Consider the following 26655-nt stretch of genomic DNA (forward strand, 5'->3'; position numbering starts at 1 on the left):
TATGATTGATAAAAGCGTGCCCGGACAAAATCCCGGACACGCTTTTGGTGTACTGAAAATCAAAGCGGATATTCGCAATCCGGTTAGATAAACGCCAGCGTTTTCATCAGATACAGCCAGAACGTCAGCGTAAAGGCACTGCCGCACGTTGTGAGCATAACGGTGTTTGCCGTCAGACTTCCCTCATGACCCATATTTTTCGCCATGATAAAACTGCTCACCGTCGTTGCGGAACCCAGCATCACAAGGATTGCCACCAATTTTTCCTGACGGAAGCCAAGTATCACGGCGATCGGCAGAAAGACAGCTGCAAGACCGACCAGCTTAATCGCAGCTGCAGCAATCGACGGCCGGATATTCTTTGCCGCGCTCTTTGCCTCAAACGACGCACCCATCGCAATCAGGCCGAGCGGCGTTGCAAGTACCGCAATATTCTGCACCGTTTTCTGCAGAATCACCGGCTTTGGAATGCGAAGCACCGACCAGAGAAGTCCTGCAGCGATCCCGAGGATAATCGGGTTTGTCACGATATTTTTCGCCGTCTTTTTCACAAAATCTGCCGTGATCTCCTCCCGTTCCGGACCGAATACCGCAAGAACGACAACCGCCATGATATTATACAGCGGCACACTGCTGATGATCATCAGCGGCGCCATGCCGGAATTTCCGTAGATATTCTGGATAAAGGCAATACCAAGGATCGCCGCACTGCTCCGGTACGCCGCCTGGATAAATTCGCCTCTTGCACTTCTCTCTTTTAAGAGATGGGAAAGTCCCCATACCGCAAGAATTGAGAGCAGTGTTGCAAAGAAGCAGAACAGAACGAATTTGATATCCCACACAGCGGAGAAATCAGAATCCGACAGGTCCTGGAACAGCAGCACCGGGAGTGCGATTTTAAACACAAATTTGTTCATTTTGCTTGTGAACGATTCGTCCAGAATACCAACCTTTCGAAAGAAAAGTCCCAAAATCATTGTCAGGAAGATCGGCATCGTCGCGTTCAGGCTGAAGATCAGATTACTCATACCAGTGTTTTTCCTGCCAGTACATTTTTATAATCTTCGTAGTTCTCTTCGAGAAGCTTCGGCGTATTCAGACCGTAGGGACATTTCTTCATGCAGGCGCCGCAGTGGAGACAACCTTCGATTTTCTTCATCATCGCCTGGCCGCGCTCGGTGAGCTGGTTGGCGGACGGGGAACGGCGCAGAAGCAGGCTCATGCGCGCGCAGGTGTTAATCTCAATGCCTGCCGGACATGGCATACAGTAACCGCAGCCGCGGCAGAAGTTGCCGGAGAGCTCTTTCTGGTCTTTCTCGATGATCGTCTTGATTTCATCCGTCATGGCAGGCGGACAGGCAATGTAGCTTAAGAACTCGTCCAGCTCTTTTTCTCTCTGGACGCCCCAGATCGGAAGCACGTTGTCGTACTGGTCTTCAAAAGCATATGCAGCCGCGGAGTTTGTGATCAGCCCGCCCGAAAGCGCTTTCATTGCGATAAAGCCGATATTTTTCTCTTTGCATCCCTGTACCAGTGCTTTCTCACGGTCCGTTGCCAGATAGCAGAACGGGAACTGCAGCGTCTCGTAAAGACCGGACTCGATGATCTCCTCTGCCACGCTCATGCGGTGGTTCGTGATACCGATGTGGCGGATTTTTCCCTGTGCTTTTGCTTCCAGCATCGCCTCATACAGGCCGGTTCCATCTCCCGGCTTAGGACAGAAGGACGGATTGTGGAACTGATAGATATCGATGTAATCCGTCTTCAAAAGGGAAAGGCTTGTCTCCAGATCCTTCCAGAAGCCCTCCACATCCTTTGCCATCGTCTTCGTAGAGATAAAGACCTTCTCACGCATTCCCTCAAACGCTGCGCCTAATTTTTCCTCGCTGTCGCTGTATGCACGCGCGGTATCAAAAAAGCGGATGCCTCCGTCATACGCTTTGCGCAGCAGATAAACAGCGTCTTCTTTCGTGACACGCTGTACCGGCAGCGCGCCGAAGCCGTTCTTGTTTACACAGATTCCTGTACTTCCCAGTGTTACCATGGACATACTTGTGTTCCTCCTTTTTCGCTTTCATTGTTTCAACTCATAGTCGGTATTTCACGGAGTCTGACATGTCGAAAATAGTTCGACTGTGACTTGCCTCATGTCAGTGGAGAATACCGATTTCTCTCCGCCCGCCACTGCCGTTATGTTTCTTTTAGCAATTCATCCCACCGCTTCAGAAACGGGGGACTTCTTGTCTACTGGTGTTAAAATCCGTTATTTCTATAGTATCACACTTTCTATCAGACGGCAAACGCGATTTAAAGAGGCAGGCACAAAGGGAAATACTTTCCTTTTATGTCTGCCTCTGAATATCATTTTTTATTTTACTTCTTTATAAAAGTTTACGCAGTCCGACGGATCATAATAGATTTTATTATCCGCAAGCAGCGTGGAAACACCGTTCTGTACTTCGATGATGCTGACCGCACAGTTGTACGGCACGCCGCCGTGCCAGAAGTCGTTCTTGTCTTCATAGACATTGCGTAGCAGCGCACGCATGCAGCAGCCGTGGGTGGCGATCAGGATCGTCTTGTCCTGGAGCTCCGGTTTTGCAGTCAGCTCATGATAGAACGCTTCTGCCCGGTCGCAGACCTCCTGGATCGTCTCTCCGTCTCCCGCCGGGCAGAAGTGGAACGGATCTCTGTAAAAATCGTCGAAGTGTTCAGACGGAATCTCAAAATTGTTTGCCCGGCATCCAAGCCCTTCCCAGGAGCCAAAGGAAAGCTCCATCAGGCGGTCGTCGGTCGTAAGCGGCACATTTCTGCCCGCAAGGACGAGCTCTGCCGTGTGCTTTGCGCGGCGCAGTGGACTGGAAATTCCAAGGTCAAACGGGATATTTTTCAGTCCTTCCGCCGTCACTTTCGCCAGACGGACACCATTCTCATTCAGCTCGGTGTCCGTCTGGCCCTGCAGTCTGCCTTCTACGTTCCACGCAGTTTCACCGTGGCGTATGATATAAAGTTTCATAAAAATCAGCCTCTCAGTTCGATGTTGAACTCATTCTGCAGTTTCTTGCAGATCTTCTCGACAAATTTCTGTACTTTTTCGAAGTCAAATGCTTCTTCCTTCGGTGCAAAGGTGACGGTGAACGCCATGCTCTTCTTGCCTTCCGGAATCTGGCCGCCCTCGTAAACATCGAACAGACGGATCTCTTTTACGTATTTGTTTGCCTCGCGGATACAGTTCTCTACATCGCCGCAGCTGATGTTTTTGTCCATGACAAATGCCAGGTCACGTTTCTCCTCCTGGAATTTGGAGATCGGCTGGAAGGTGCGTTTTTTGCCGTACCATCTGGAGAGCTCTTTTAAGTCAAGCTCCATGATGTAAGAGGAAGTACGCATGCTCAGCTCGTTCTGGATATCGTATGCTGCTTTTCCGAAGTATCCGATTTCTGTACCCTCGCAGAGTACTTTCACTGCCTGATACGGATGCAGGAAGGATTTCTGAACCGGCTCGTAGGTGAACTCAATGTCCATGCTCTCGGCGATAGTGTTGGCGATGCCCTTCATAGTGAAGAAGCTCTCGTTGTTTCCGAAGGTTCCGACGCAGAGAACTTTTCTCTCATCCGGGTAGGATGTCAGCGGCAGGGACTCCGGAATGTAGATGCTTGCTACCTCGAACAGTCTTCCTTCAAGGGTGCCCTGTTTCTCATTTCTGGAAATGGCATTCAGCATGGAAGCTGCCAGTGTGGTACGCATCAGGGACAGATCCTGGTTGATCGGGTTGATGATCTCGATGGCATTTCTCTCTTTTGCATCTGCCGGCAGTTTCAAGAGATCCAGATCTGCAGGGGAGAAGAAGGAGTAATGCATGCACTCGTAGATACCCATGGTGCATAAGGTATTCTTCAGTGCCAGCTCGCCTTTCTGCTCTTCATTGTAGCCGCCCATCGTTACCTGTGCAGCGGAAAGGAAGGTATCGGTTACGTGATCGTAGCCGTACATACGGATGACTTCCTCTGCCACGTCCGGATAGCGCTCGACATCGTTCTCTCCCTCCGGCAGCATATCCTCACGGTAAGCCGGAACCTGGATGGTCAGCTCATCGCCGTTGATTTCCGGTGCAAAGTTCAGGTTTTTCATAATGCGGAGAATCTCTGCTTCCGGAACTTCGATACCGAGTACGCCGTTTACTTTGCTGACACTGACGGTCATCGGAGTCGGATCGATGGAGTTTCCGGTGTTCACATCGAAATGGGTACGGGAAACTTTACCGCAGCCAAGCTCTTCCATCAGATGCAGCGCACGTTTCATACCAAGTACGGTTGAATACTCGTCCACGCCTTTCTCATATCTTGCACTGGCATCCGTCGCTTTTCCAAGCGCACGGGCTGTCTTTCTGACGTTGTCGCGTGCGAATTTTGCGGACTCAAACATAACAGCCTCTGTCGTGTCGCGGATCTCGGAGTTTAAGCCTCCCATGACACCGGCAAGTGCAACCGGTTTTACGCCGTCGCAGATCACGAGGTTGTTCTCATTCATTGTGTATTCCTGCTCATCGAGGGTCACAATCTTTTCATTTTCTTTTGCTCTTCTGACACAGATTTCATTGCCTTCCAGATAAGAGCAGTCAAAAGCATGCATCGGCTGGCCGATCTCTTTTAAGACGTAGTTTGTGATATCAACCACGTTGGAGATCGCGGACATGCCGACGAGTGCCAGACGGCGTTTCATCCATGCCGGGGACTCTCCGATTTTTACGTCATATACGTAATGAGCGCTGTAACGCGGGCAGAGTTCCGGAGCTTCCACGCGGACAGAGAAGCCTTCTTTTTCCACATCCGTCTCGGTGTAATCGGTTGCCGGCATTTTTAAAGGTTTTTCCAGCATCGCCGATACTTCTCTTGCGATACCGAGGATACTCTGGCAGTCCGGTCTGTTTGCAGTCAGGGAGATATCAAAGATCCAGTCGTCAAGACCTGTCAGCTCTTTGACATCTGCGCCAAGCTCGGCATCTTCCGGCAGAACAAGCAGTCCGTTGTAGCCTGCGCCCGGGTACAGATCCTCGGTAAGGCCGAGCTCCACGCCGGAGCAGAGCATTCCGCAGGACTCATATCCTCTTAATTTTCCTTTTTTGATGGTCATAACACCCTCGATGGTCTTATGATCTTTTGCTGTTGCATAAACAGAAGCGCCAGGAAGGGCAACCGGGAATTTTCCGCCGGTGTGCACGTTGTCTGCGCCGCAGCAGATCTGCATGGTGCCGTGTTCTCCTGCATTTACCTGGCACACATGAAGATGGGTCTCCGGGATCGGCTCGCAGCCCTCCACCAGACCGACAACAACGTTGCTGATGTCTTTTCCCACCTGATAACGCTCTTCTACTTCAAAACCGCCGTCGAACAGTTTTTTCTCCAGTTCTTCCGGGGTAACATCGATATCTACATATTCTTTCAGCCAACTTAACGGTACTAACATATTAAACCTCCAAATTCAAACTGTTTCGTCTTTATTTCTCGTTAATCTGATTTAAAACCCGCAGATCGGAACCGAATAACAGTTTGATGTTGTTGATTCCGTATTTCAGCATGGCGATACGCTCCAGGCCGATGCCAAAAGCGAAGCCGCTGTACTCTTCTGAATCAATGCCGCAGTTCTCCAGCACGCGTTTGTTTACGATACCTGCTCCAAGGACCTCGATCCAGCCGGTTCCCTTGCAGAGGCTGCATCCTTTTCCGCCGCAGGCGAAGCAGCTGCAGTCTACCTCAACGGACGGCTCCGTGAACGGGAAGTAAGATGGACGAAGACGTGTTGTCGTTCCCTCGCCGTAGATCTTCTGTACGAGTACGTCGAGCATTCCTTTCAGGTCGCAGAGGGTGATGTTTTTGTCGACAACGAGTCCCTCCATCTGATGGAACATCGGAGAATGGGTTGCGTCGTCATCAGACCGAAAAACACGTCCCGGGGAAAGGATCTTGATCGGCGGCTTTTTGTTTTCCATGACATGAATCTGGCCTGCCGATGTCTGGGTACGAAGCAGGAATTCCGGGGAGAGATAGAAGGTATCCTGCATATCTCTTGCCGGGTGATCCTGTGGTGTATTCAGTGCAGTAAAGTTGTAGTAATCGGTCTCGATTTCTCTTCCCTCGTATACCTCAAAGCCCATGCCTGCAAAGATGTCGATGAGCTGTTTGCGGATCAAGGTAACCGGATGAAGGTTTCCGATCGCTGTCTCTTCTGCCGGAAGGGTCAGGTCGATTTTCTCGGACTCATATTTCTTCTGCAGCTCGCGCTCTTTCATCTCCTCTTCCACTTTCTGGAAGCGGCCAAGCGCCCACTCTTTTAACTCATTGACGGATTTACCGTAGTTTGCGCGCTCTTCCGGGGCAATGTTTTTCATTTCTTTCATCAGCCCGCTGATCTTACTTTTCTTTCCTTCCAGATACTCGCTCTTAAATTCATACAGTTCTTTGGAGCTTTTCAGCTCTTCCAGTCCATTTTCAATCTTCTGTTTTAATTCAGACAGATGGCCGGTTAATACACTTTTTTCCTGCATTTGACTCTCCTACTTTCTTTTTCTTGCTTGTTTGATGGTAAATGTGAAAAACAGTCAGATACCCCGCTGCAAACAGCGGAGCATCTGATTTTCGTGGCAGTCGCCAAATATCCATGCAAGCATGGCTGTCTGGCTCGTTGCTCACGAAAAAAAGACCCCGCCCCATAAAGGGACGAGATCTGAAATTTCGCGGTACCACCCTGATTTCTGCAGATACTTCCTGCAGACACTCATAACCGGTGCTGTAACGTACACCAAACGTCTGTCCCTACTTGCATTTCCAGTATCCTGCTATGCGTTCCGGACATCTGCTCCAATGCGAAATTTGAAATATTCCTGAACCTGAAGGAGCTTGCAGCCGATGACTCCCTCTCTCTGGCGGAAAAAATATTTCTCTGAACATCTTCACAGCATTTTTCCTGTTAGATTATTTATAAAACTTTCATAAACAATATTTATTGTACCGTCTTGACCCCCGGATGTCAAGCCATTATTTTCCCGCTTCTTTATTCGTCTCTTTATTTTCCATAAAATGCTCGATCGCCGCGTTCTGCAGTTTCCGCAGTTTATCCTCAAAATACGCGTTGATCTCCGCGCCGATCAGAAGGATCCACATGCAGAAATACATCCAGATCATGATAAACACGATCATCGTCAGACTGCCGTACATATTGGACGCCGCAAGCGCGATGTCGAGGTACATGGAAAATACAAGGGAAAAAATAGACCAGGCAAGGGATGAGATCAGTGCGCCCGGGCACTGGCTCTTAAAGCTCGCCTTCCGGTTTGGAATACATTTATACAGTACAAGAAACAGAAGAGCCAGCACGCCTGTCGTGATCAGGGTACGCATTCCCATGATAGAGGATGTCACACGCGCCACCATCGGCAGATGTTCCGTCAGCTTATTCTGAATGCGGGTTCCGAAGACCAGAAGCACCAGACTGGTGAGGAATGCAACGACAAATATCAAGGTATATGCCATGCCCCGCAGCCGGTTGATGATGTAATTACGTGTCTCTGTTACGTGATAAATGCTGTTCAGCCCATTTGTCAGCGCCGCAATGCCCTTTCCCGCCGACCACAGCGTTGTGATGATCGTAATCGGCATATAAGCAACGGACTGATAAAAGATCTCATTTACAATACCGCCCACGTAGCTCTGAAACTCCGTGGGCAGCATATTGATCAGAACGCTGTAAACATCGTCGCGTGTCAGCGGCGTATATTTTACAAGCGTAACAACCAGAAGAACAAACGGAATAAAGGAAAGAAGAATGAAATACGCGCTCTGCGCTGCATAAGCACCGACATGGTCCTCATTCAGGCGCTTCATAAAACCGCGGATTGTTTTTATCATCTGGCAAAACCGCCTTTTCTTTGTTTTCGTGAATCTATCCCATTATTGCACACATCTTGTATTGCAGGATAGCCTACAAAGCATATCATACTTTTCTTTCCTTCGCAAGGGATTTCAATCCCATTTGCGGTAATACCATGCGTAACCGCGGGCTGGAACCGGAACACCGCGCAGAACGCGTTTTTCGCCGGTAAACAGATCCTTCCAGGTGAACTCTCCCATATCGATCCATGCGGTACGGTCCTCGTTGCTGAAGTTGAAGATTCCCGTCACCATCTCATTGCCGGATTTTCTGCAGACGCAGAGAAGTGCGGTATCGTACGTTTCCTCGGTCCAGACATCCGCCTCCCCATCGAACGGACGATATTTGAATTTGAGCTCTTCCATCTTCTTCATCGAAGCAAAAATCCGATTCTGTATCGTTCCTTTTTTATCCTTCTCCGGTTCCAGATCCCAGCGGAAGTGGCCGCGGTGAATATAACGGCTGTCGGATCTGCGGTCGTAGTCCTCGCTCTCCTTGTAGGAGTAATCGTTGACCTGACCGATCTCGTCACCGCTGTAGATGACCGGAATACCGGACTGGATGAAGAGGTATGCATTCAGCATTTCGATTCTCTGGATGGCCTGTGCCGTCTTCTCTTCATTCTGCTCAAAGCCTGCCGCCTCAAGACCGCAGAGAGAAGCCGTCGTTCCGCAGAGACGCGCATCCTGCAGAACAGGATCGTCGTTGTAGAGCTCTCCTCTTGCATCGCTTCCCTCCACATAGCCGCGGAAGTAATCATTCAGATATTTTTTATGCGGTGCCTCGGCGATGCCGAACTGTTTCAGCCATTCGTAATCGAGGCCCCAGCCGATATCATCGTGGCATCTCAGATAGTTCAGGAAGACATAATCCTTCGGCAGTCTCGTCACAATATCCATCTGATGTTTCAGCAGGCGGGTATCTGCCGTTGCAATGGTGTGCCAGGTGGATGCCATCGTCGTTACGTTGTACAGCATATGGCACTCCGGTTTTTCCAGAGTTCCGAAGTACGGAACAACCTTTTCCGGCTCCATGACAACCTCGCCGAGCAGCAGAACGCCCGGGCAGACGATCTCGGTGATCATACGCATCATGCGGACAATGGTATGTACCTGCGGCAGGTTACGGCAGGTGGTGCCGAGCTGTTTCCAGATGTATGGAACGGCATCGATGCGGACGATATCGATTCCCTGGTTGACGAGATAGAGCATGTTGTTGACCATCTCATTGAAGACAACCGGGTTCGCATAGTTCAGATCCCACTGGTATGGGTAGAATGTTGTCATGACAAATTTGTGACAGTCCTCTCTCCAGGTAAAGTTGCCCGGTGCCGTTGTCGGGAATACCTGCGGGCAGGTTTTCTCATATTCGGACGGAATGTCGTAGTTATCGAAAAAGAAGTAGCGGTCCTGGTACTCTTTTTCACCGGCAAGTGCACGTTTTGCCCATTCATGATCCTCGGAAGTGTGGTTCATAACGAAATCCATGCAGAGACTCATGCCCTGGTCGTGGCATTTTTCAGAGAGTGCAGCCAGATCCTCCATCGTTCCAAGGGACGGCTGTACGGTACGGTAATCGGCAACGGCATAGCCGCCGTCACTCTTTCCTTTCGGAGTGGCAAGGAACGGCATCAGGTGCAGATAATTCACGTTGCACGCTTTTAAGTAATCCAGCTTCTCCTCAAGACCGCTGATGTTGTCTGCGAATGCATCGATGTACAGCATCATGCCGAGCATTTTCTGGCTCTTATACCAGTTCTTCTGTTTTTCTCTCTTACGGTCGAGTGCTTTCCATTTTTTATTCCGCTCTTTGTACCACTGCTCCATGCTCGCACAGAGCTCTTCAAATCTTCCCTGTCCGTTTGGATACAGCTCGCAGTAGAGCCATTTCAGCTCATCATAGTGTTTCTCGAGTCTTCTCTGATATTCCACTGTCATGTTGTTCGTTCTCCTTTATCTTATTCTTTATCCTGTCACAGCGTTCCGGCAACGGAAAATCTGTGTTACGTTTCTTTCACTTGCAGTATACCGTTGCCGCAATTATATGTCAACCGTTTACATACTGTATTTTTCAACAAATTTCAGCCTTTTTCTTTGTCTTTTTTTACCATTTTCTGTCTATCGTTTACTTTCTGGAACAGAAAAAGACTCCGCAGCTTATTTTTTCCGCGGAGTCTCTCTTTTTTTCTGTTTCACGCCGAACCACGCACCACAAGGCTCACCGGCATGGTCGTCACATTCGGCACCACCTCTCCCTTTCTTCTCCGGTCGATATACGCAATGGAAAGCTCCGACATTTCCTCAATCGGCTGATGGATCGTCGTGATGGAAGGCGTGGTAATCCCGGCGATCACAGTGTCATCAAACCCGACAACTTTAATATCCTCCGGCACCCGTTTTCCCATGGCGTAAAGGCGCTGGAGTACCTGTGCGGCAATCAGGTCACTGCTTGCAAAAATGCCGTCCGTCTCCGGGTGCTCCAGAAGGCCCTTTTCAATATAGGATTCATAGTGCATGGAGCCGTAGCTTAAGCGGTCACTCAAAAGAACTTCCCCTTCAATCCCCCGCTCCCGGCAGACGCGCAGGAATCCATCCGCACGCCGGTCCGCCGGCATATCTCTTCCGACGATTCCGCCGAAATGAAGCAGATGGCGGCAGCCGCAGTCCGCAAGATGCGATGCTGCAAGCGCTCCTCCCTGCTCGTTGTCACACTGGATTGTAATGGCCTCCGTATTTTCCTCTCGCTCGAAATTGACGATCGGAATTTTCAGATCATGAAACTTTTCAATCTGCACATCGCGGCTTGCCATCACAACGCCGGTTACACGGTTGGAGATGAACATATCGAGATATTCGGTTTCTTTCTCCGGCTGATCTTTCGAGTTGCAGAGCAGAATCTTGTAGCCCCGCTTTGCCGCCGCGCTCTCGAGTGCACTGATCATTTTACTGAAAAACGGGTGCGAGATGTGCGGAACGATAACCCCGATCGTATTGGAATGCGCTTTTGCCAGGGAACGCGCCAGCTCATTCGGCTGGTAATTCATCTCCTGCATCGCCTGCGTTACTTTTTTTCTTGTCTCTTCACTGATGTATCCGCGGTTGTTGATCACGCGGGAAACCGTCGTCGCCGTAACGCCGGCGCGTGCCGCTATGTCCTTGATTGTCGCCATGTTTCTCTCCTCGTCATTTTCTAACTGTTTTTCACTTTCGCCCATTATAGCACAAAAAATCTGTTTCCGGTGATTTTTTTAAAAAAGGGAACGGCAGTCGCCGATTTCAATGTTCTGGTAAAAATAGCGGAGAATCTCCTCATACGATTTTCCCTGCTCCGCCAGATGTTTCGCACCGTTCTGTGACATGCCGACGCCGTGGCCGTAGCCGCCGCCGTAAAATGTAAAGGAGACAGCCGTTTCCCCTTCTTTTTCCGGAACCACGATAAAGCAGGCACTCGGAAGCAGCTCCATCTCACAGCTTACAGTTCCGTCATTTTTCTGAATCGGCCAGCCTTTCGCCGAGAGGAACTTTCGGATCTGATACTCTCCCTCGATTTCCATGGATCCTTTTTTCCCCTCGATACGGACGGTTTCTGCCGCACCTCCCTCTGACCGCCGCCGCACCTCAATCCCCGTGATCTCCCCGATTTTCTGATCCGCTGCCCGTTCTGACAGCACATCCGCCGGAATCGTCACCTGCCAGCGGTACCAGCCGTCCTCCACTTCCAGACTTGTGCTGTCCCTTTTGGTGATAAACGATGCAAACGCCTCCTCCGTCTCCGGTTCCTGCTTCTCCCCGCCTACCGTCACGCTCTTCAGATATTCTGCCGTCTCCGCCGTATTCCACACTTCATCCGTACTCGTCTTCCCGCAGGAGGTTGAGAAAAAATACGCCTGAATTGGTTCCCCGCCGCAGGTGATGATTTTTCCTTCTGTCTCCGCCACCGCAGCGTCTGTCTCCGGCTGCGCTTCCATATTGTGGTAGACCTGGCTTTCCACGCTGTCGTCTACATCCGCGTGGTAGTTCTCCCACGTTTTTTCACGAATCCTGGCACACGCATACGTTCTCGCACAGACCGCCTGTGCTTTTAATGCCTCCTTTTCATAGGAGGACGGCATCTCGCTCGGCACGACATACCGAAGATACATTTCCAGATCAAGTTCATTTACAACGAGAAGTCCCTCTTCGCTTTTATAGATGACAAAACTTCCCGGATAAACCGTCTCGTCTTCCGGCTTTCCCGTCAGGGAAACCGCCGTTCCCGCCGTCTCATCGGCCGGCACCACATGCACAACTTCCCCGCATTCCTGTTCCGTCACACAGATCGTCTCCTGCGGGGAAGCTGTGTATGCGCCGTCGTTCATGGAAAGACTTGCGTTTCCACGCAGGGACACCTGTTTCTGTGCGTATCCCAGCTTTCCGCAGTCCGTCAGAAGGACACGGATCTGCACCGGTCCGGCTGCCGTTGTTTCTTTTTGTTCTTCCTTTTTACTGTTCAGAAAAGCCGCGTTTTCCTGTTCCATGTTCTGTATCGTCTCCTCCTGCTTTTTGCCTTCCATCGTCTCCGTCCTGCTTTCTGCTGTCGCTGTCTCTTCCGGCGCATCCAGACGGCGCTTCACAACAAACAATAACAGCAGCAGGAGAATCCCCACTCCTAACAGTATCAGTTCCAATGTATCATTTTTTCTCTTCATATCTCATTCTATGCACACGGCTTTTTGTCTGATTCCTTTTCTTTTTGCGATTTTTCCTTGACAAATACCGCCCTATGGTATATAGTATGGCTGTGTATAAATTTCATATCAACATCCAGAGTGCATCAAAAGAAGATCCGTCTTTTGGTGAGAGAGGGAATTCAGGTGAGATTCCTGGGCGATCCGGTCACTGTAATCAGGGAGTGAAGCATAACAAATCCATTGTATGTCCGCAACATATGAGAAGGAATGTGGAACGATGATCTGTAAGTCAGGAAACCTGCTCTGTATGCATAGGGTTGATGCTTCCGATGAAAGCTTCCATTCAAAGACTATTATGGGATATGGAATGTCTGAAAATTTTCGATTAGATTTTTAGAAACCTTCGAGCGAGATTTATGCATTGCATTAAACGGCCGGGTAAACCGTTTCAGATTCTGGTTTCGCCTGTTCTTAGTCAGGCACCATCCTCCGCTTAAAGGTGTCTGCTATTCCGCTTGCAGGTTGATTCAGATGGCGAAGCGGTTACCCACCTCTGAAAAGAATATGACATAACTGGTAAGATTCTGTTGGATTCGAAAACAGGGTCTTTTCTTTTTCTGTTTTTTCAGAATTCGTTTTCTGCATATTTTCCCATAAAAAGGCTCCCCGCCTGCGCTCCTGTTTTCACAGGACGCTGCAGGAAGGGAGCTTTTTTATGCTGTTTCTATAGCAAGACCCGAAAATAATGCAAAAAAGGCAGTGCTGCAGAGCGCGAATTGCAAGGAACAGATTTGAAGGCGTACCGGGGTACGACGAAAATCTGTGACGCAGTAATTCACGCTCTGCGGTGCTGAATTTTTTGCATTATTTTCGGGGATTGCTATAAAATAGGATCTTAGAAAATGAATTTGTATACGGTTGTGGTGTCGTAAGTATCGCCTGCCTCGAGGATCGGTTTCTCCTCACCCTCCTGGTTGATGGCATTCGGCACATACTGAGATTCCAGGCAGAAGCCGTTGCGTTTGTCATAGAATACCCCATTCTTTCCGGTAACCGGAGCAATGAAGTTTCCGGCGTAGAACTGAACGCATGGCAGATCCGTGAAGGCTTCCATGGTGATGCCGCTCTCTTTGCAGGATGCGACTGCCATCAGCTCAATGCTTCCCTCGACAGCCTTGTCCAGGATAAAGTTGTGGTCGTAGCCGCCGGTCAGTTTGAGCTGTTCGAAATCTGCTTCGATCTCTGCTCCGATTGCTTTCTCTCTGGTGAAATCCATCGGGGTTCCCTGTACCGGTGCATGCTCGCCGGTCGGGATGGATGCAGAATCGATCACCGGGCTGAACTGCTCCGCTTTTAAGACAAGTGTCTGGTTCTCAATAGATCCGGCATCGTGGCCTGCCAGGTTGAAGTAGCTGTGGTTTGTCATGTTGACAACGGTATCCTGATCGCAGCTTCCCTCATAGTGGATTTCTACGGCGTTCTCATCGGTCAGGGTATACGTAACGGACACTTCAAAGTTTCCCGGGAATCCCTGGTCTCCGTCCGGGCTCATCAGAACGAAGGTAACGGCGCTGTCATCCGCCTCTTCTACGTTCCAGAGGCGGTAATCGTATCCGTCCGGGCCGCTGTGCAGGTTGTTGTTGTTCTCATTTTTTGCCAGCTGGTATGTTTTTCCGTGCAGTTCAAATGCTGCTCCCGCGATACGGTTTCCGTTTCTTCCGATGGTGGCTCCAAAATGGCTTCCGTCGGTCTCATAGCCAGTTACGGAGTCAAATCCAAGGACAACGTCTCTCTTCTTTCCATCCTTATCCGGAACGAGAACCGATACCAGATGTGCGCCGTAATCGGTTACGCTGATTTCCATTCCGTTTTTATTGGAGAGCGTGTAGAGCAATGCTTCTTTTCCGTCTTTTGTTGTTCCAAAACCCTGTTTTTTCATGTTCCTTCTCCTTTTGGTTGTATGTAACGTATAAAAGAGAACCATTTTCATGATTCTCTTTTTTCTCTTTTGTAACCCCGGAATGCCGTTTCCCATACTTTGACTCCTAGCAACGCAAGCTAGGTGGGTAGCCGCAGTCACCATTTCTGCCTTCCACTGACGTCTGTTTCCAGGGTGGCCTGACATCCACATGACAATAATAAGCCTCCCGTTTAAAGTAAATGTAGGTTCAAAATAATGAGATCATCGAACATTCCAGGAAGTTACATTTTTCTTCTTTTCTTTTCACAATTCGGATTATACGCTATTTTGGTTCGCTTTTCAAGTATTATTGCACAATTACTCAAAAATATTCGAACAGCTTTTGTATTAAATGATAATACACACCATTCCGCCCCGGCTGTCGTTGACAATTTTCTGCATGGAATCCTGGAGTTTTGCCTGGCCATCCTCGGTGATCTGGGCGATTTTGCTGCGGATGCCGTCGTCAACGAGCTGCTCGACGGATTTGCCGAAAATGTTGGTATTCCAGATTCCCTCCGGGCTCTTTGCGCTCTCTTTGATATAGGCGATCAGATCCTCCGCCTGCTGCTCACTTCCGACGATCGGCGCAATCTCCGTCTCGATGTTGGCCTTGATCATATGAATCGACGGGCTCACCGATTTAATTTTCACGCCGTATTTGTTTCCCTGATGGATCACGGCTGGCTCCTCCAGCTGAATCTCCTCCCTCCCCGGAATCACGACGCCGTAGCCGCATCCGCGCACCGCATGAATCGCGTCCTCTACCTTGCGGTACTCTTCCCGCTGTGCCGACAGCTCGCGGATCGTCTGCACCAGATCATACTCGCCTTTGATCTCCACGCCGGCAAGTACACTCAGCATTTCATAATAATACTGCTCTTTCACCTCAATCCGCACCTTCACCGTACCGCTCGCAAGATCCATCGACTGCAGCAGTGTCTGGCTGACATACTGACTGGCAATCGCTGTTTTTCCGCCCACTGCATCCTTCAGGCGCGTCTTTTCCCTGCACATCTCACGGATCTTCTGCAGCAGCTCTGCCTTCAGCGGATGGTCATCGGCAAGAAGCTCCACCCATTTTGGAATATAAAATTCCATCTGCTGAAGCGGGAACTCATACAGCACCTTTTCGAGCATATGCAGAATATCTTCTTTGCGGAGCTGGTCGCAGTTCACCGCCATCGCTGCCACGCCGAATTTTGTTTCAAGCTCCTTTACCTGCCGCTGTGTCTCCTCCCGGTACGGTTTTTTCGCATTCACAAGAATCAGGAAGGGCTTTCCCTGCTTTTTGAGCTCCGCAACGGTCCGTTCCTCCGCCTGCAGAAAATTCTCCCGCGGCAGCTCGCCGAACGATCCGTCGCACGTCACCATAAGACCGATCGTGGAATGTTCTGCGATCACCTTCTTCGTACCGATCTCCGCCGCCTCCCGGAACGGAATCGCCTGCTCGGACCACGGTGTTTTCACCATCCGCTCCTTCTCATTTTCCAGATTTCCCGCCGCGTCCGGCACCAGAAAGCCGACGCAGTCGATCAGTCGCAGCCGGATCGGATCGCCCTCCCCAAGCTGCAGCTCCACGGCGTCTTTCGGCACAAATTTCGGCTCCACCGTTGTGATCGTCTTTCCCTCCCCGCTTAAAGGCAGGGCATCCCGTACCTCCGCCTGTTCCTTTTCCGAAAGATACGGCAGTGCCAGCACCTCCAGGAAACGGCGGATCAGGGTGGACTTTCCCGTCCGTACAGGCCCCACCACTCCGATCAGGAACTGGCCCTTCGTTCGTTTCTGAATATCGCGGTATACTGAATATGCATCCATGCGCTATTGTCCCCCTTTTGATCTTTGTTGCTATGTACTGTTATATTCTATGAGCCGGCCCCCTCTCCTATCACCAAAACTGCACTGCCGCGCACGCAAAAAAGGCACCGCCGCCCTTTTTTCGGACGCACAGTGCCTTTTTTCTGTCACTTTCTTATCTTCAGCCTATGATCAGCTGTTTTTTCTCATGGCAGCCTCTACCACATGGCCGACCAGAACAGATGTGGTAACGGATCCTACGCCGCCTGGAACCGGTGTGATTGCCTCAACGATCGGCTCAGCTTTTGCGTATGCAACGTCTCCGCAGAGTTTTCCTTCTTCGTTTACGTTGATTCCGACATCAATAACGGTCTGGCCTGCACACAGGTAAGTATCATCTACAACACCTGCACGGCCTGCTGCTACGATCACGATATCTGCCTCTTTAACTACAGACGGCATGTCTTTCGTTCTGGTATGGCAGATGGTTACGGTTGCGTTTTTCTTTAACAGCATCATGGCTGCCGGTTTTCCTACAACGAGGCTGCGGCCTACGACAACGGCTTTTTTACCGGTGCAGTCGATGCCGTAGTGGTCGAGGATCTCCATGCAGGCCTGCGGAGTACATGGCGGGAAGCCCTGTTTTGTTCCGGCGAATACGCCTACCATGGAACCGTCTGTGATACCGTCTACGTCCTTCTCCGGGGAGAGTGCTTTGATGACTGCTGCCTCATCGAGATGTTTCGGAAGCGGACGGAAAATCAGAACGCCGTGGATGGAATCGTCTTTGTTTACTTTATCGATGGTAGCCATCAGCTCTTCCTGGGTAACGTCTGCCGGGAGAAGGAATTTCTCGTATGCAACGCCTAAGGTCTCACAGCGTTTGGTTGCTCCTCTTTCGTAGGAAAGGTCATCCTCTCTCTCTCCGACACGGATGATTCCGAGAGTCGGTTTTACTCCTTTTGCTTCCAGCTCTGCTACATTTGCTTTGATCTTCTCATTTAATGCTGCTGTTACTTCTTTTCCTAATAACTGTTTTGCCATTTTTTTATCCTCCGCTTTTCTTTTCGGTCAAAGAGAACTCCTTTTGCAACCCGCTTGCTGCCGGGAAGTTTCTCTGGCCGTTTGTTTTCAGGCTTTCAGTCTTCCCAGTACGTTCCGGAAAATCTCGTCTGCTTTTACGGTATAGACCGCAAGCATTTCATCACATTTTCGATTTAGTTCTTCTGCATATTCCCGGTTTTTCATAGATTTCGTGTTGATATATACATTCAGGGAAGCACCCTCTAAGGCTGCTTTGCAGAATGCTGCGCCAACACCTGCGTCACTGATCGCAAGTGCAGAACCTTTTGCTGCAAATTCTACGATCAGGTCGATTGCTTCGCAGCATTTTTCCATAATTTCCATTGGAACAGAGCAGGCATCCTTCAGCACAATCTCCATGACTCTTGCTTTTTCTGCCTTCTCCTCCTCTGTCTCGCGCGGCATGCCGTATGCTTTGGAGAGCGGTTCGAACACTTCTGCATCGCGCTCGATCAGGTGAAGCAGTTCGTCCTGAAGCGTGGTTGCTTTCGCCATCAGCTCTTTCATTTCCTCTTCGACATCCGCATATTTCTTTTTACCTACTGTCAGCGCACCAACCATGTTGCCAAGCGCTGTGCCGACAGCGCCAACCAGTGCAGAAGCTCCGCCGCCGCCCGGAACCGGTGCTTTGGAACCGAGCACGTCTACAAACTCATTGCAAGGTACTGTTGAAAATCCCATGTTATTTTCCTCCGCTTATTTTTTTCGATCCAGAAGCCATCCTGATGGCCTCAAACCATAACTATTTTGCAGCCAGAGCCTTCAGCATATCAATTGTGACATCTCCCACAACCGCCATATCCTCTCCCTGCGTAAATGCAGCCGGGAAATTGTCCGAAAAGAGGATCTGCGCGGACGGCGGAAACTCATCATCTCCTGCCCATAAAATCAGTCGTACAAAAAGCCCTTTCATAAACTCCAGCTCATATCCGACATCACCGGATGAAATCGCCTGAGCGCCGACACGTTCCATGATCTCACGGAATGCATCCAGCTTTCCGCCAAAGCCAAACGCAAGACGGAACAGGCATCTTCCCTGGAACTGTTTAAAATAAACTTCTCCCCACGGAATCTCCCGGTACGTCAAAAATTTTCCGGTAGACGGAGCAGCTCCGCCCTCTGTCAGATAACGCAATACCAAAATTTTTGCATTCGGTTTTTTCTCGAGTGGATACCAGCCAATTATCGGCGAAACGCTTCCATCATCTCCAATATGAAATACGTTGTACTCCGGCCACGAAATCCGGTAGGAAACACCCATCAGGGAAACGGTAAACTCCTGTTTTTCCGCATCATACGGAACGTCGCACCGGCTGGAAATCTCTCTTGGATCTGCATTCTGATACACTTCCAGATAATGCTCATACGGAATACGCTCTTTGCTGTCTTTTTCGTAATTTAAGTCTACTGCCATGTAAATCCAATTCCTCTCAAAAAGGTTCGCCACAATTCAAAGCAAAACCACATGTGTTTCACCTTGAATCGTAACAGAAAGTTCTGCTTCCGTTTTATGCTTCCACAGACGGGAACATCGTCGTGTCTGTGTGCGGCAGGAAGCACGCCGCTACAAATTCATCCATATAGGTTGGTACCGTAGAGAGTTCCAGATATGTCATGTTCCGGGCAACCTCATACGTTTTCTTCTCTGCTGCTGTCGATAAAAGCATTGAATACGCACCGGTCAGGGAAGAGTTACCAATGTAATGGAATTTTTCCAGCGGAATATCCGGGAACATACCGATGGTAACGGCATTTTTCATGTTGATGCCGCTTCCGATACCGCCCGCTACGTAAACCTCCTCGATCATGGAAACATCCATATCCAGATAGTTCAGCATCGTACGGATCGCTGAGAAAATCGCGCCCTTGGCGCGGATAAAGTTGTCGATATCGACCTCGGTAATCTCAACATCGCGGACACTTCCAGCCTCCTCCTCGAACGCAATGACATAGCTTCCCATGCCATATTTGTCGTGGCGGATCCGTTTTCCCTCACGGATAAATTTACCCTTCGGATTGACCATCTTCGCGCGGAACAGCGCCGCAATCACATCGATGATACCGGAACCGCAAAGGCCGATCGGTTTCGTACCCTCATCTCCGATAACATGGTACGAAGGTTCCATCGTCTCCGGATCAATCGTACATTTTTCAATCGCACCGTCGGTCGCACGCATGCCACAGCTGATATCGCCGCCCTCAAAGGCCGGTCCGGCCGAGCAGGCACAGCTTACCATAAAGTCAGAGTTTCCAAATGCAAGCTCGCCATTGGTACCAAGGTCAATAAAAAGACTCATCTCCGGCCGGTTCCAGATCATGCTGACCAACGCGCCGGCAGTAATATCTCCGCCCACATAGCTTCCGATGTTCGGTGCCAGAATGATATGGGCGTCCGGATGAATCGCAAGATTGACATCCGATGCAAACAGTGAGTTTGTCTTAAAGAAGGCCGGAATATACGGCTCCATCCGAAGCGGATCTGCATTGATGCCCATCATCAGATGCTCCATGGTAGTGTTTCCGGCAATCGCCGCACGGTAAATCTGCTGACTGCTGATTTTCGCTGCACGGCACATGTTGGAGATCATCGGGTTTAAGGTTTCTTTGATGATTGCATTCTGCAGTCTTTCATGGCCTCCCGGTTTCTGGGATTCAATGATACGGTTGATAACATCCGCACCATACCGGATCTGTCCGTTTCCGGAAGAGGCTTTTGCCAGGATTTCTCCGCTCAGCATATCCACGATCAGTGCAGAAACTGTCGTTGTTCCAATGTCGACAACGAGACCGCCGACAACTGCTTTTGCTTCCATTGGAAGCATATCGTATAAAAAGACGTCATTTGGCGTAACCCGGACGACACACTGTGCCTGAAAATGGGATTCCCGAAGGACATCCGGCATTTTTTTCAGTACAGAGTACGGAATCCGTACCCGGTCAAGCCCCGTCGCTGCCTGTACAGCCCAGGTTACTCTCTCGTTATCCGGCATCGTATCATCCAGAGTAGGCTCTTCCATTGAGATTGTAATCACCTGCATGCTGTTTTTCAGCTCCAGACCGGCGTCTGTAATTTTCTTTTTCGTATCTTCAAAAATTGCAATTTCACTCGGTGAACTAAGGTCTGCCACTTTCATGCGGCTCCGGTAAGCGGATGCAATGTCCGGCACTTCCACTTCAACATCGCCTTTGACGGTGCTGACGCACGCCAGTCTCCAGCCATTCTGATATTCTTCCTCAGAAATATGGCGGGTTATTTTGGAATCCAGCTCACCGCTCACAAGACGAACGCGGCATTTACCGCACGATGCGTTTCCGGAACACGGTGCATCGATCGGCACATTGCTCTTCTGCGCTACTTCAAGAAGGCGCTCACCCTCGGTTGCGTAGGTGACTACCGGTTCTCCCTCTTCAAATCGAAAGGTTACTTTTGCCATAATCTGTAAATCCCCCAGTCGTATATATTCTCCGCTGTTTTTTTATTTTTCCGCTTTTAGATAGAAAAACCCCTGATGGTGCCTCAGGTTTTCGCAAACGCTACGGCACCATCAGGGGAAAACCTGCGAGATTTAAAGATTAAAGCTCCAGATAAGAATCTGCGTACAGAGTGTTGCCTTTGAATACGTCACAGGATTTAATGGTCTCCATCAGTCTCAGGTCATTCGGGTTAACGATGGCGCTGGTCAGACCCTGCATCATAGCCATAGCTACAAGTGCGGAATCCATGATCGGACGGATGTTTTTCGGCATACCGTTGGAGTTGTTGGAAAGTCCGCCGGTAGAATTCAGTCCCATATCACTGAACATCTTGATGCACTCAAGAACTTCCATCTGTTTGTCCTGCATTCCTTTTACAACCAGAAACAGCGGGTCAAACCACAGATCGGTCGGCTCCATACCATGCTCCATACCTCTTTCCAGAAGGGTCTGGCAGTACATCATACGCTCGTCGTTGTCTTTTGCAATTCCTTCGCCGTTGCAAAGTGCAATAACGATTGCATCGTTTGCAGCCGCAAGGTCAACGTACTCGATTCTTCCTGCAGCATCTGCAGAGTTTACGATCGGTTTTCCTTTGGAACGGTTGTATACAGAGATACCAGCCTCAATTGCTTTTTTGTTGGATGTATCCAGAGCCAGCGGAACATTGTCAAAATTGCTCTGCAGCAGCTCAACAGCCCATTTCATGATGTCTTCTCCATCATTCTCAGCCGGTCCGATGTTTACATCAAGGTAAACGGCACCAGCATCCAGCTGCTGTTTTGCTCTCTTTAAAATTGGCTCTTCATCTCTTGCTGCGAATGCTTTGTTTACAGTAGGAGCTGTAACGGAAAGTCTTTCGCCGATGGTTACAAATTTTGCCATATCTCTTCTCCTTTTCTTTTGGGAATCCCCCATAATTATTTTTTTCACGGAAGGAACTCCGCTTGTCTGGAGTTCCTCCCGGAATTTTTATGTATTACAGTTCTCCGTTTGCCTGCAGATCTTTCATGAATTTCACAAGCTGAACTGCCTCAAGCGGAGCAACGATTACTTCCCATCCAGGAAGTTTGGACTCAATGTCGCCCTTTAATACGGCTACTTTACCAGGAATGATAACTTTTCTGGATTTTACTTTATCTTCTACATTCTCTTTGAAGAATTTGGAGATAGAGTTACCGGAGAATTTACCTGCTGCCCAGGATGTCAGTACAGAAAGTCCGCCGGCGTCGTTGATTACAAGGTTTACCGGAACTCCGGATCTCTCGAGCTCTCCGGATACCAGGAAATAGGTCAGAGCAAAGTCTACTGTGGTCAGGCAGATCGAATTTTCATCTGCGCCGTTCAGCGGGTAGATGCCCGGCTCTACTTTCATCGGTTTCTGCGGATCGGTAAATACGTTCTGGCGAAGTCCGAATACCGGAAGTGCCTCTGCGTATCCCATTTCCTCAAGAACAATAATGGAACCGTATTTCATGGTGAACAGGGAAAGCAGTGCCTGCTGCATATATCTGTCGCCCTGTGCAATTTTTGCCAGATTTACAATAGACGGATAACCAAAGGTACGGTCTGTATCCTTTAAGGATGCACGTCTTACCTGTACGGTAGTAGCAAAGGTCTCTTTGATGGTCGCTTCTGTGGTATCAAGAACAAGGTTCTTGTTGCCGAGTTTCTCGATTGCTTCTACGGTGTCGTGAAGCTCATCAATGTTTGCGCCACTTACGCCGAGAACAACGCCTGCCTCTGTGGCAAGTTTGCTCATCTCTTCATAATTGGATGCATTTGCACCATTCAGGATCGGTTTGCCTGCTTTGCATACTTCCAGAGCAGCTTTTGCAGCTTCTGCGTCCTCACAGCCAAGTACCAGAACTTTTCCGGTTGCTGCTGCTTTCGTTACAAGAGATACGTATTTGTCTACGCCATTTCCGGCATAGTTTACATACAGCATCTCTGCGCACATACGCTCACCGATACGGTCGTAATCAACTTTTTTGTCTTCTTCCAGTTTTGCGTCGATCTCTTCGTCAGACATGCAGCTGCAGAGAGATACTGCATAACGGGTTTTGCTTACAAATGTTTTCTCATGACGATAGAGAACCGTCTCTCCGCCAAGGGTGTACTCACTGTCGCCGGTTCCGACTTTGATGGTCTTCATTGGCGGTGCGGTAGCTTCGGAAAGCTGTGCCATAGCGTCGTCAGACATATATGGGCACGCTGAAATATCCATAGCGCCCTGTGCAACCTTCATGGAGAATGCCATACAGGTCGGACATCCGCACTCTTTACAGTTTTTCTTTGGGGTCATTTTAAAAATCTGAATACCTGATAATGCCATAATTCTTTATCCTCCTAATCTCTTCCTTACGTACTGATTACATCAGTTCCTGAATCATTTTGGAAATGGTTGCAACAGACTGTGGATGTTTGAGGATAACTGCATCAGAACCAGAAGCCAGAGATGCGGCTGCTGTCTGAATCTCCATAGAGATTCCTCGTACTTCCTGATTTCCCCATTCCGGAGATTCCTCTTCTGTTGCCATTGCCTCTTTTACATTCCATGTCTCAGAAGCGATTGGAGTAATAATTGGCATCTGCAGCATTTTATCGTCCTGGGATAATGCTGCTGCTTTGATACGGTCCAGTGTAGATACTACGTACTCATATCCGTATCCGACTGCTGCAGAACCTACGTTCATAACAATGCTGTCCGCGCTGACACCAAGCTGGGTCATAACAACATTCAGCTGTTTTGCAAGGTTGATATCTACAGCGGACTCAGCGCCGACTTTCTGGCTGTATGCCAGACCTGCGGCTGCACCAACTGCCTTGTAATCTTCTTCTCTTGCGGACATAACAAGAACGTTTCTTCCCTGAAGGACCTCTGCTACTTTTGTGAGCAGTTCGGAATCCTTCTCAACGTTTTTACATCCTTCTACAACAAGCGGCACGTCAACGGCATCAGCAACCTCTTTGACTGTCTCAATGAGTTCTTCTACCGATTTGTTCAGACCGTTCGGGTCTCCGCCTGCCAGACGAAGGCAGAGGAAATCTGCACCTTCCATAGCTGCTGCTTTTTTTGCAATCTCGCCCATGGTAGCTGCACCTTCATAGTATGCTTTTACGCTTTCCGGTTCTCCTTCCATACCAAGGTCTGTGATTTCAACGCCGACCTTCGGTCCGTTTTTGATTTCACCGTCGAAAGCATAGAATGGTAATACGTTTTCTCCGCCAAGAGTTACGGTTTTGTCTCCGCTGCCGATTACAACGGATTTAATTGCTGCATTAAACTTTTGTGGTTTGCGATTAAACGGCATAAAAAAAGCCTCCTTAAAAATAAATTCCATACAGGCATATCTCCATGATTCCGCTTCATGGACACACCTGTTATTATTTTAACGTTTTTTCCCGGAGAATGCAAGATTTACCAGGATATTTTCCAAGATTTTCTGACAAAAAGTATCCGTTTTCTCTTCGTCAGCCGTTTTTTTCCAGAAAATCACTTTACAGCTGCCGGCATGTGCCGGAAAGGGCTTCCTCCTCCGCTTTGGAATCCCCTCCCAAGCCATGCCGGTCTGCTTATTCTTTCACAGGATAAGCCTGTAAAATACGAATTACATCATTGGATCCATGCCAAGTGCCGGATGACCTTTCTCGGTCAGGAATGCAACCAGTGTCTCCGGATCTTCTGCGATGGTCTCGTCACCGATCATATCGGTAAAGTTGTCGATACCGTACAGCTCTTTTGCTGTTTCATTCAGTTTCTCTGCAACCTGCTCTTTCAGCTCTTTCGGCATCCATACGATACGGGCAACGCCGCCTTCTGCTTTCATAAATTTCTTGGAAGCGATAAAGTGTTTGCCGTGTCCCATGAATCCAGGAGTCTGAACACCGCCGCCTGTCATGGAAGCCAGCTCGGAGAAGGTCATTCCCAGAGGAGTCATGCCTGCGTACTCACGGTTTGCGATGCAGACACCGTTGGAGAACGGCTCGATACCACAGATACACTCGAAGCATCCGCAGGATGTCATTGGTTTTTCCATGATGGAGTACAAAGATACATCATCAAGAGCGCCCTGGGAAAGTTTACGAACAGCCTCGTTAACATCCTCGTACTCACCGATTCTCTCATCGATTACTTTTTCTTTTGTGATAACCTGGCAAGGTCCGTTCGGATCCAGCTCGTTGGTAGCTTTTGCATCCAGCCATGAAACAGCACCGCAAAGTCCGAGACGCTCTGGTGTAACAACACATACATGGCTCGGGGAGAATGCCTGGCACATGATACAGCTGTAGTATACCGGTACGGATTCATCTGTCATGGTAGACAGACGCTCATCACGTTTGTCGAATACCGGAATTGCAATTTCGTGACGGATCTTGGTACAGTCTTCCGGATTGGTGTAGATCTTAACCTGACATTTGTCAACAACAGCCTCGAACTCGTTCTTCACCTGTGCGTACAGAACTTCTCCGAAGTGTTTTGCACGGAAGCCTGCGTTGAAAGCTTCTTTGCTGACACGGATACGGATCATATCACGCTGTCCGGTATGCATCACACCTTCGATGCAGTTCAGGTAGCTGTGGAATTTACGCTCAAATACAGGCTCGAAATCCGGCTGCATGCTCTTTCCGGCAACCTCAACAACGTATGCAATGCTGTGCTTGGAACCTACCTCGAACTCGTCAATGTCCGGTCCGATCAGCTCGATCTTGTGATCTTCTACTTCGGAAGCATCTTTTGTCTGAACCAGCTCGCAACAGTCTACACGGGAACCGTCAAACTCAACCTGCATATCACCGCGGCGGATGATTTCGCCCTCAAATGCAGATGCGAATGCAACCGGGATATCGATGTTTGTAATTTTAATCTTGATGTCGCGGGCTTCCAGAGAAGTTGCGTTGAATTTGGAAACGTCCTTCTGGATAATGAGACTCTTCGGAATAGCCGGAACGTCTTTGTCATCGTTTGTGATAACCGGGAAACCAAGTGCAATCGCACCAGCGCCGCATGCAACGATCACATCATCCAGAGGAGCAAAAGCATTTACGAATGCCGGTACACGGTCTTTGGTGTAGGTCATCAGTGCGCCTGCATCGCCTGCAGTTACGTTACCGAAGATCAGGGCTGCACGGATTGCTACGGATACAACGTGGATTACAGATGTTACGTCTTTTCCAAGCGGGATGACACGTACGTTTGCGCCGGTCTTGTATCCTAATTCCTGACACTGATCAATGATTCCGCCAACCAGTGTTACAAGAATACCCTGTGCCTGATAGCTCTTAACCAGATCCACGCCTTCCTGTGCGGTCGGAGCGCTTCCAAGGATAACAGCTACGCCCGGGATATCGCCTGTTACAAGCGGCACACCAAGCTCACGGATGATGGCATCGCTTAAATGGCCGTAGCACGGCTCATCATATGGTTTTGCACCGTCGATGTATTTAATTGCCTCGATGAACTCTGCGCAGAGTGCAGTTGCAACACCGGACATAAATACATCATTCAGCTGATTTTCTCTTGTCATCAGAGATTTTACCACGCCAAGAGCCTCTTTCATCTCTTTTAAGTTGGTAACCTTTACTCCTGTTACAGCATAGTAACACGGAAGTGCGTAAGCAGTGTCCGGGAAGCTGACTGCTTTTTCCTCTCCGTTTGCTGCGATTGCGGCATCAATGGCAGCTTCGGTAAGACCGTATACTGCATCATTTCCGCCAAATACTCTCTCGAATAATGTCATGTGTT

General features: G+C 49.3%; 19 protein-coding genes, 1 other RNA gene, 1 riboswitch and 1 other annotated feature. All 20 genes read right to left on the reverse strand.

Annotated features, from left to right (window positions below):
- Positions 1-83 precede the first annotated feature (83 nt).
- The gene (locus tag DXD02_RS01270; RefSeq protein ID WP_117812881.1) at positions 84-1028 is read right to left on the reverse strand and encodes an AEC family transporter; all 945 of its coding nucleotides are present in this window, start codon (positions 1026-1028) and stop codon (positions 84-86) included.
- Positions 1025-2050 carry an aldo/keto reductase gene (locus tag DXD02_RS01275; protein WP_022462278.1) on the reverse strand — a complete coding sequence of 342 codons (1026 nt, stop codon included), beginning with the start codon at positions 2048-2050 and terminating at the stop codon, positions 1025-1027. The genes DXD02_RS01270 and DXD02_RS01275 overlap by 4 nt, the downstream gene beginning before the upstream one ends.
- Before the next feature lie 318 nt (positions 2051-2368).
- Positions 2369-3016, reverse strand: coding sequence for a histidine phosphatase family protein (locus DXD02_RS01280; RefSeq protein WP_022461826.1), 648 nt, complete (start codon positions 3014-3016; stop codon positions 2369-2371).
- Positions 3017-3021: 5 nt separating this feature from the next.
- Entirely contained in the window at positions 3022-5466 is a 2445-nt protein-coding gene (gene pheT, locus DXD02_RS01285; protein WP_055226441.1) for a phenylalanine--tRNA ligase subunit beta, read from the reverse strand.
- A gap of 31 nt (positions 5467-5497) precedes the next feature.
- The gene (pheS, locus tag DXD02_RS01290; protein ID WP_022461828.1) at positions 5498-6544 is read right to left on the reverse strand and encodes a phenylalanine--tRNA ligase subunit alpha; all 1047 of its coding nucleotides are present in this window, start codon (positions 6542-6544) and stop codon (positions 5498-5500) included.
- 165 nt (positions 6545-6709) lie between these two features.
- Positions 6710-6962: a binding site (T-box leader), on the reverse strand.
- Positions 6963-7034: 72 nt separating this feature from the next.
- A complete protein-coding gene (locus tag DXD02_RS01295; RefSeq protein WP_118666279.1) occupies positions 7035-7904 on the reverse strand; it encodes a YihY/virulence factor BrkB family protein in 870 nt (289 codons plus the stop codon).
- 114 nt (positions 7905-8018) lie between these two features.
- The gene (locus tag DXD02_RS01300; RefSeq protein WP_118666280.1) at positions 8019-9863 is read right to left on the reverse strand and encodes an alpha-amylase family protein; all 1845 of its coding nucleotides are present in this window, start codon (positions 9861-9863) and stop codon (positions 8019-8021) included.
- Positions 9864-10117: 254 nt separating this feature from the next.
- Positions 10118-11095, reverse strand: a complete 978-nt coding sequence (locus tag DXD02_RS01305) for a LacI family DNA-binding transcriptional regulator (protein WP_118666336.1) — start codon at positions 11093-11095, stop codon at positions 10118-10120.
- Positions 11096-11173: 78 nt separating this feature from the next.
- Positions 11174-12613 carry a SpoIID/LytB domain-containing protein gene (locus DXD02_RS01310; protein WP_118666281.1) on the reverse strand — a complete coding sequence of 480 codons (1440 nt, stop codon included), beginning with the start codon at positions 12611-12613 and terminating at the stop codon, positions 11174-11176.
- 101 nt (positions 12614-12714) lie between these two features.
- A riboswitch (cobalamin riboswitch) is annotated at positions 12715-12915 on the forward strand.
- A gap of 575 nt (positions 12916-13490) precedes the next feature.
- Positions 13491-14534 carry an aldose epimerase family protein gene (locus DXD02_RS01315; protein WP_055226541.1) on the reverse strand — a complete coding sequence of 348 codons (1044 nt, stop codon included), beginning with the start codon at positions 14532-14534 and terminating at the stop codon, positions 13491-13493.
- Between the two features lie 70 nt (positions 14535-14604).
- A non-coding RNA gene (ssrS, locus tag DXD02_RS01320) (6S RNA) lies at positions 14605-14799 on the reverse strand.
- Positions 14800-14903: 104 nt separating this feature from the next.
- Positions 14904-16373: a stage IV sporulation protein A gene (gene spoIVA / locus DXD02_RS01325; protein ID WP_022461834.1), complete on the reverse strand. Its 1470-nt coding sequence runs from the start codon at positions 16371-16373 to the stop codon at positions 14904-14906.
- 171 nt (positions 16374-16544) lie between these two features.
- On the reverse strand, positions 16545-17396 hold the full coding sequence (locus DXD02_RS01330) for a bifunctional 5,10-methylenetetrahydrofolate dehydrogenase/5,10-methenyltetrahydrofolate cyclohydrolase (RefSeq protein ID WP_117509041.1): 852 nt from the start codon (positions 17394-17396) through the stop codon (positions 16545-16547).
- 87 nt (positions 17397-17483) lie between these two features.
- Positions 17484-18116 (reverse strand): cyclodeaminase/cyclohydrolase family protein, encoded by a 633-nt coding sequence (locus DXD02_RS01335; RefSeq protein WP_117509042.1) that lies wholly within the window; start codon positions 18114-18116, stop codon positions 17484-17486.
- A gap of 61 nt (positions 18117-18177) precedes the next feature.
- A complete protein-coding gene (locus tag DXD02_RS01340; RefSeq protein WP_117509043.1) occupies positions 18178-18849 on the reverse strand; it encodes a DUF3786 domain-containing protein in 672 nt (223 codons plus the stop codon).
- A 94-nt stretch (positions 18850-18943) separates the two neighbouring features.
- Positions 18944-20869: a corrinoid activation/regeneration protein AcsV gene (acsV, locus tag DXD02_RS01345; protein ID WP_117509044.1), complete on the reverse strand. Its 1926-nt coding sequence runs from the start codon at positions 20867-20869 to the stop codon at positions 18944-18946.
- 139 nt (positions 20870-21008) lie between these two features.
- On the reverse strand, positions 21009-21794 hold the full coding sequence (gene acsE / locus DXD02_RS01350; protein WP_022462424.1) for a carbon monoxide dehydrogenase/acetyl-CoA synthase methytransferase subunit: 786 nt from the start codon (positions 21792-21794) through the stop codon (positions 21009-21011).
- A gap of 94 nt (positions 21795-21888) precedes the next feature.
- Positions 21889-23244, reverse strand: coding sequence for an acetyl-CoA decarbonylase/synthase complex subunit gamma (gene acsC / locus DXD02_RS01355; RefSeq protein ID WP_117509045.1), 1356 nt, complete (start codon positions 23242-23244; stop codon positions 21889-21891).
- Between the two features lie 37 nt (positions 23245-23281).
- Positions 23282-24223 (reverse strand): acetyl-CoA decarbonylase/synthase complex subunit delta, encoded by a 942-nt coding sequence (gene acsD, locus DXD02_RS01360; protein WP_117509163.1) that lies wholly within the window; start codon positions 24221-24223, stop codon positions 23282-23284.
- A 297-nt stretch (positions 24224-24520) separates the two neighbouring features.
- On the reverse strand, positions 24521-26650 hold the full coding sequence (acsB, locus tag DXD02_RS01365; protein ID WP_117509046.1) for an acetyl-CoA decarbonylase/synthase complex subunit alpha/beta: 2130 nt from the start codon (positions 26648-26650) through the stop codon (positions 24521-24523).
- Positions 26651-26655: the final 5 nt, after the last annotated feature.

This window comes from Blautia sp. TF10-30, assembly GCF_003481245.1.
In the GTDB taxonomy this organism is placed as follows: domain Bacteria; phylum Bacillota; class Clostridia; order Lachnospirales; family Lachnospiraceae; genus Fusicatenibacter; species Fusicatenibacter saccharivorans.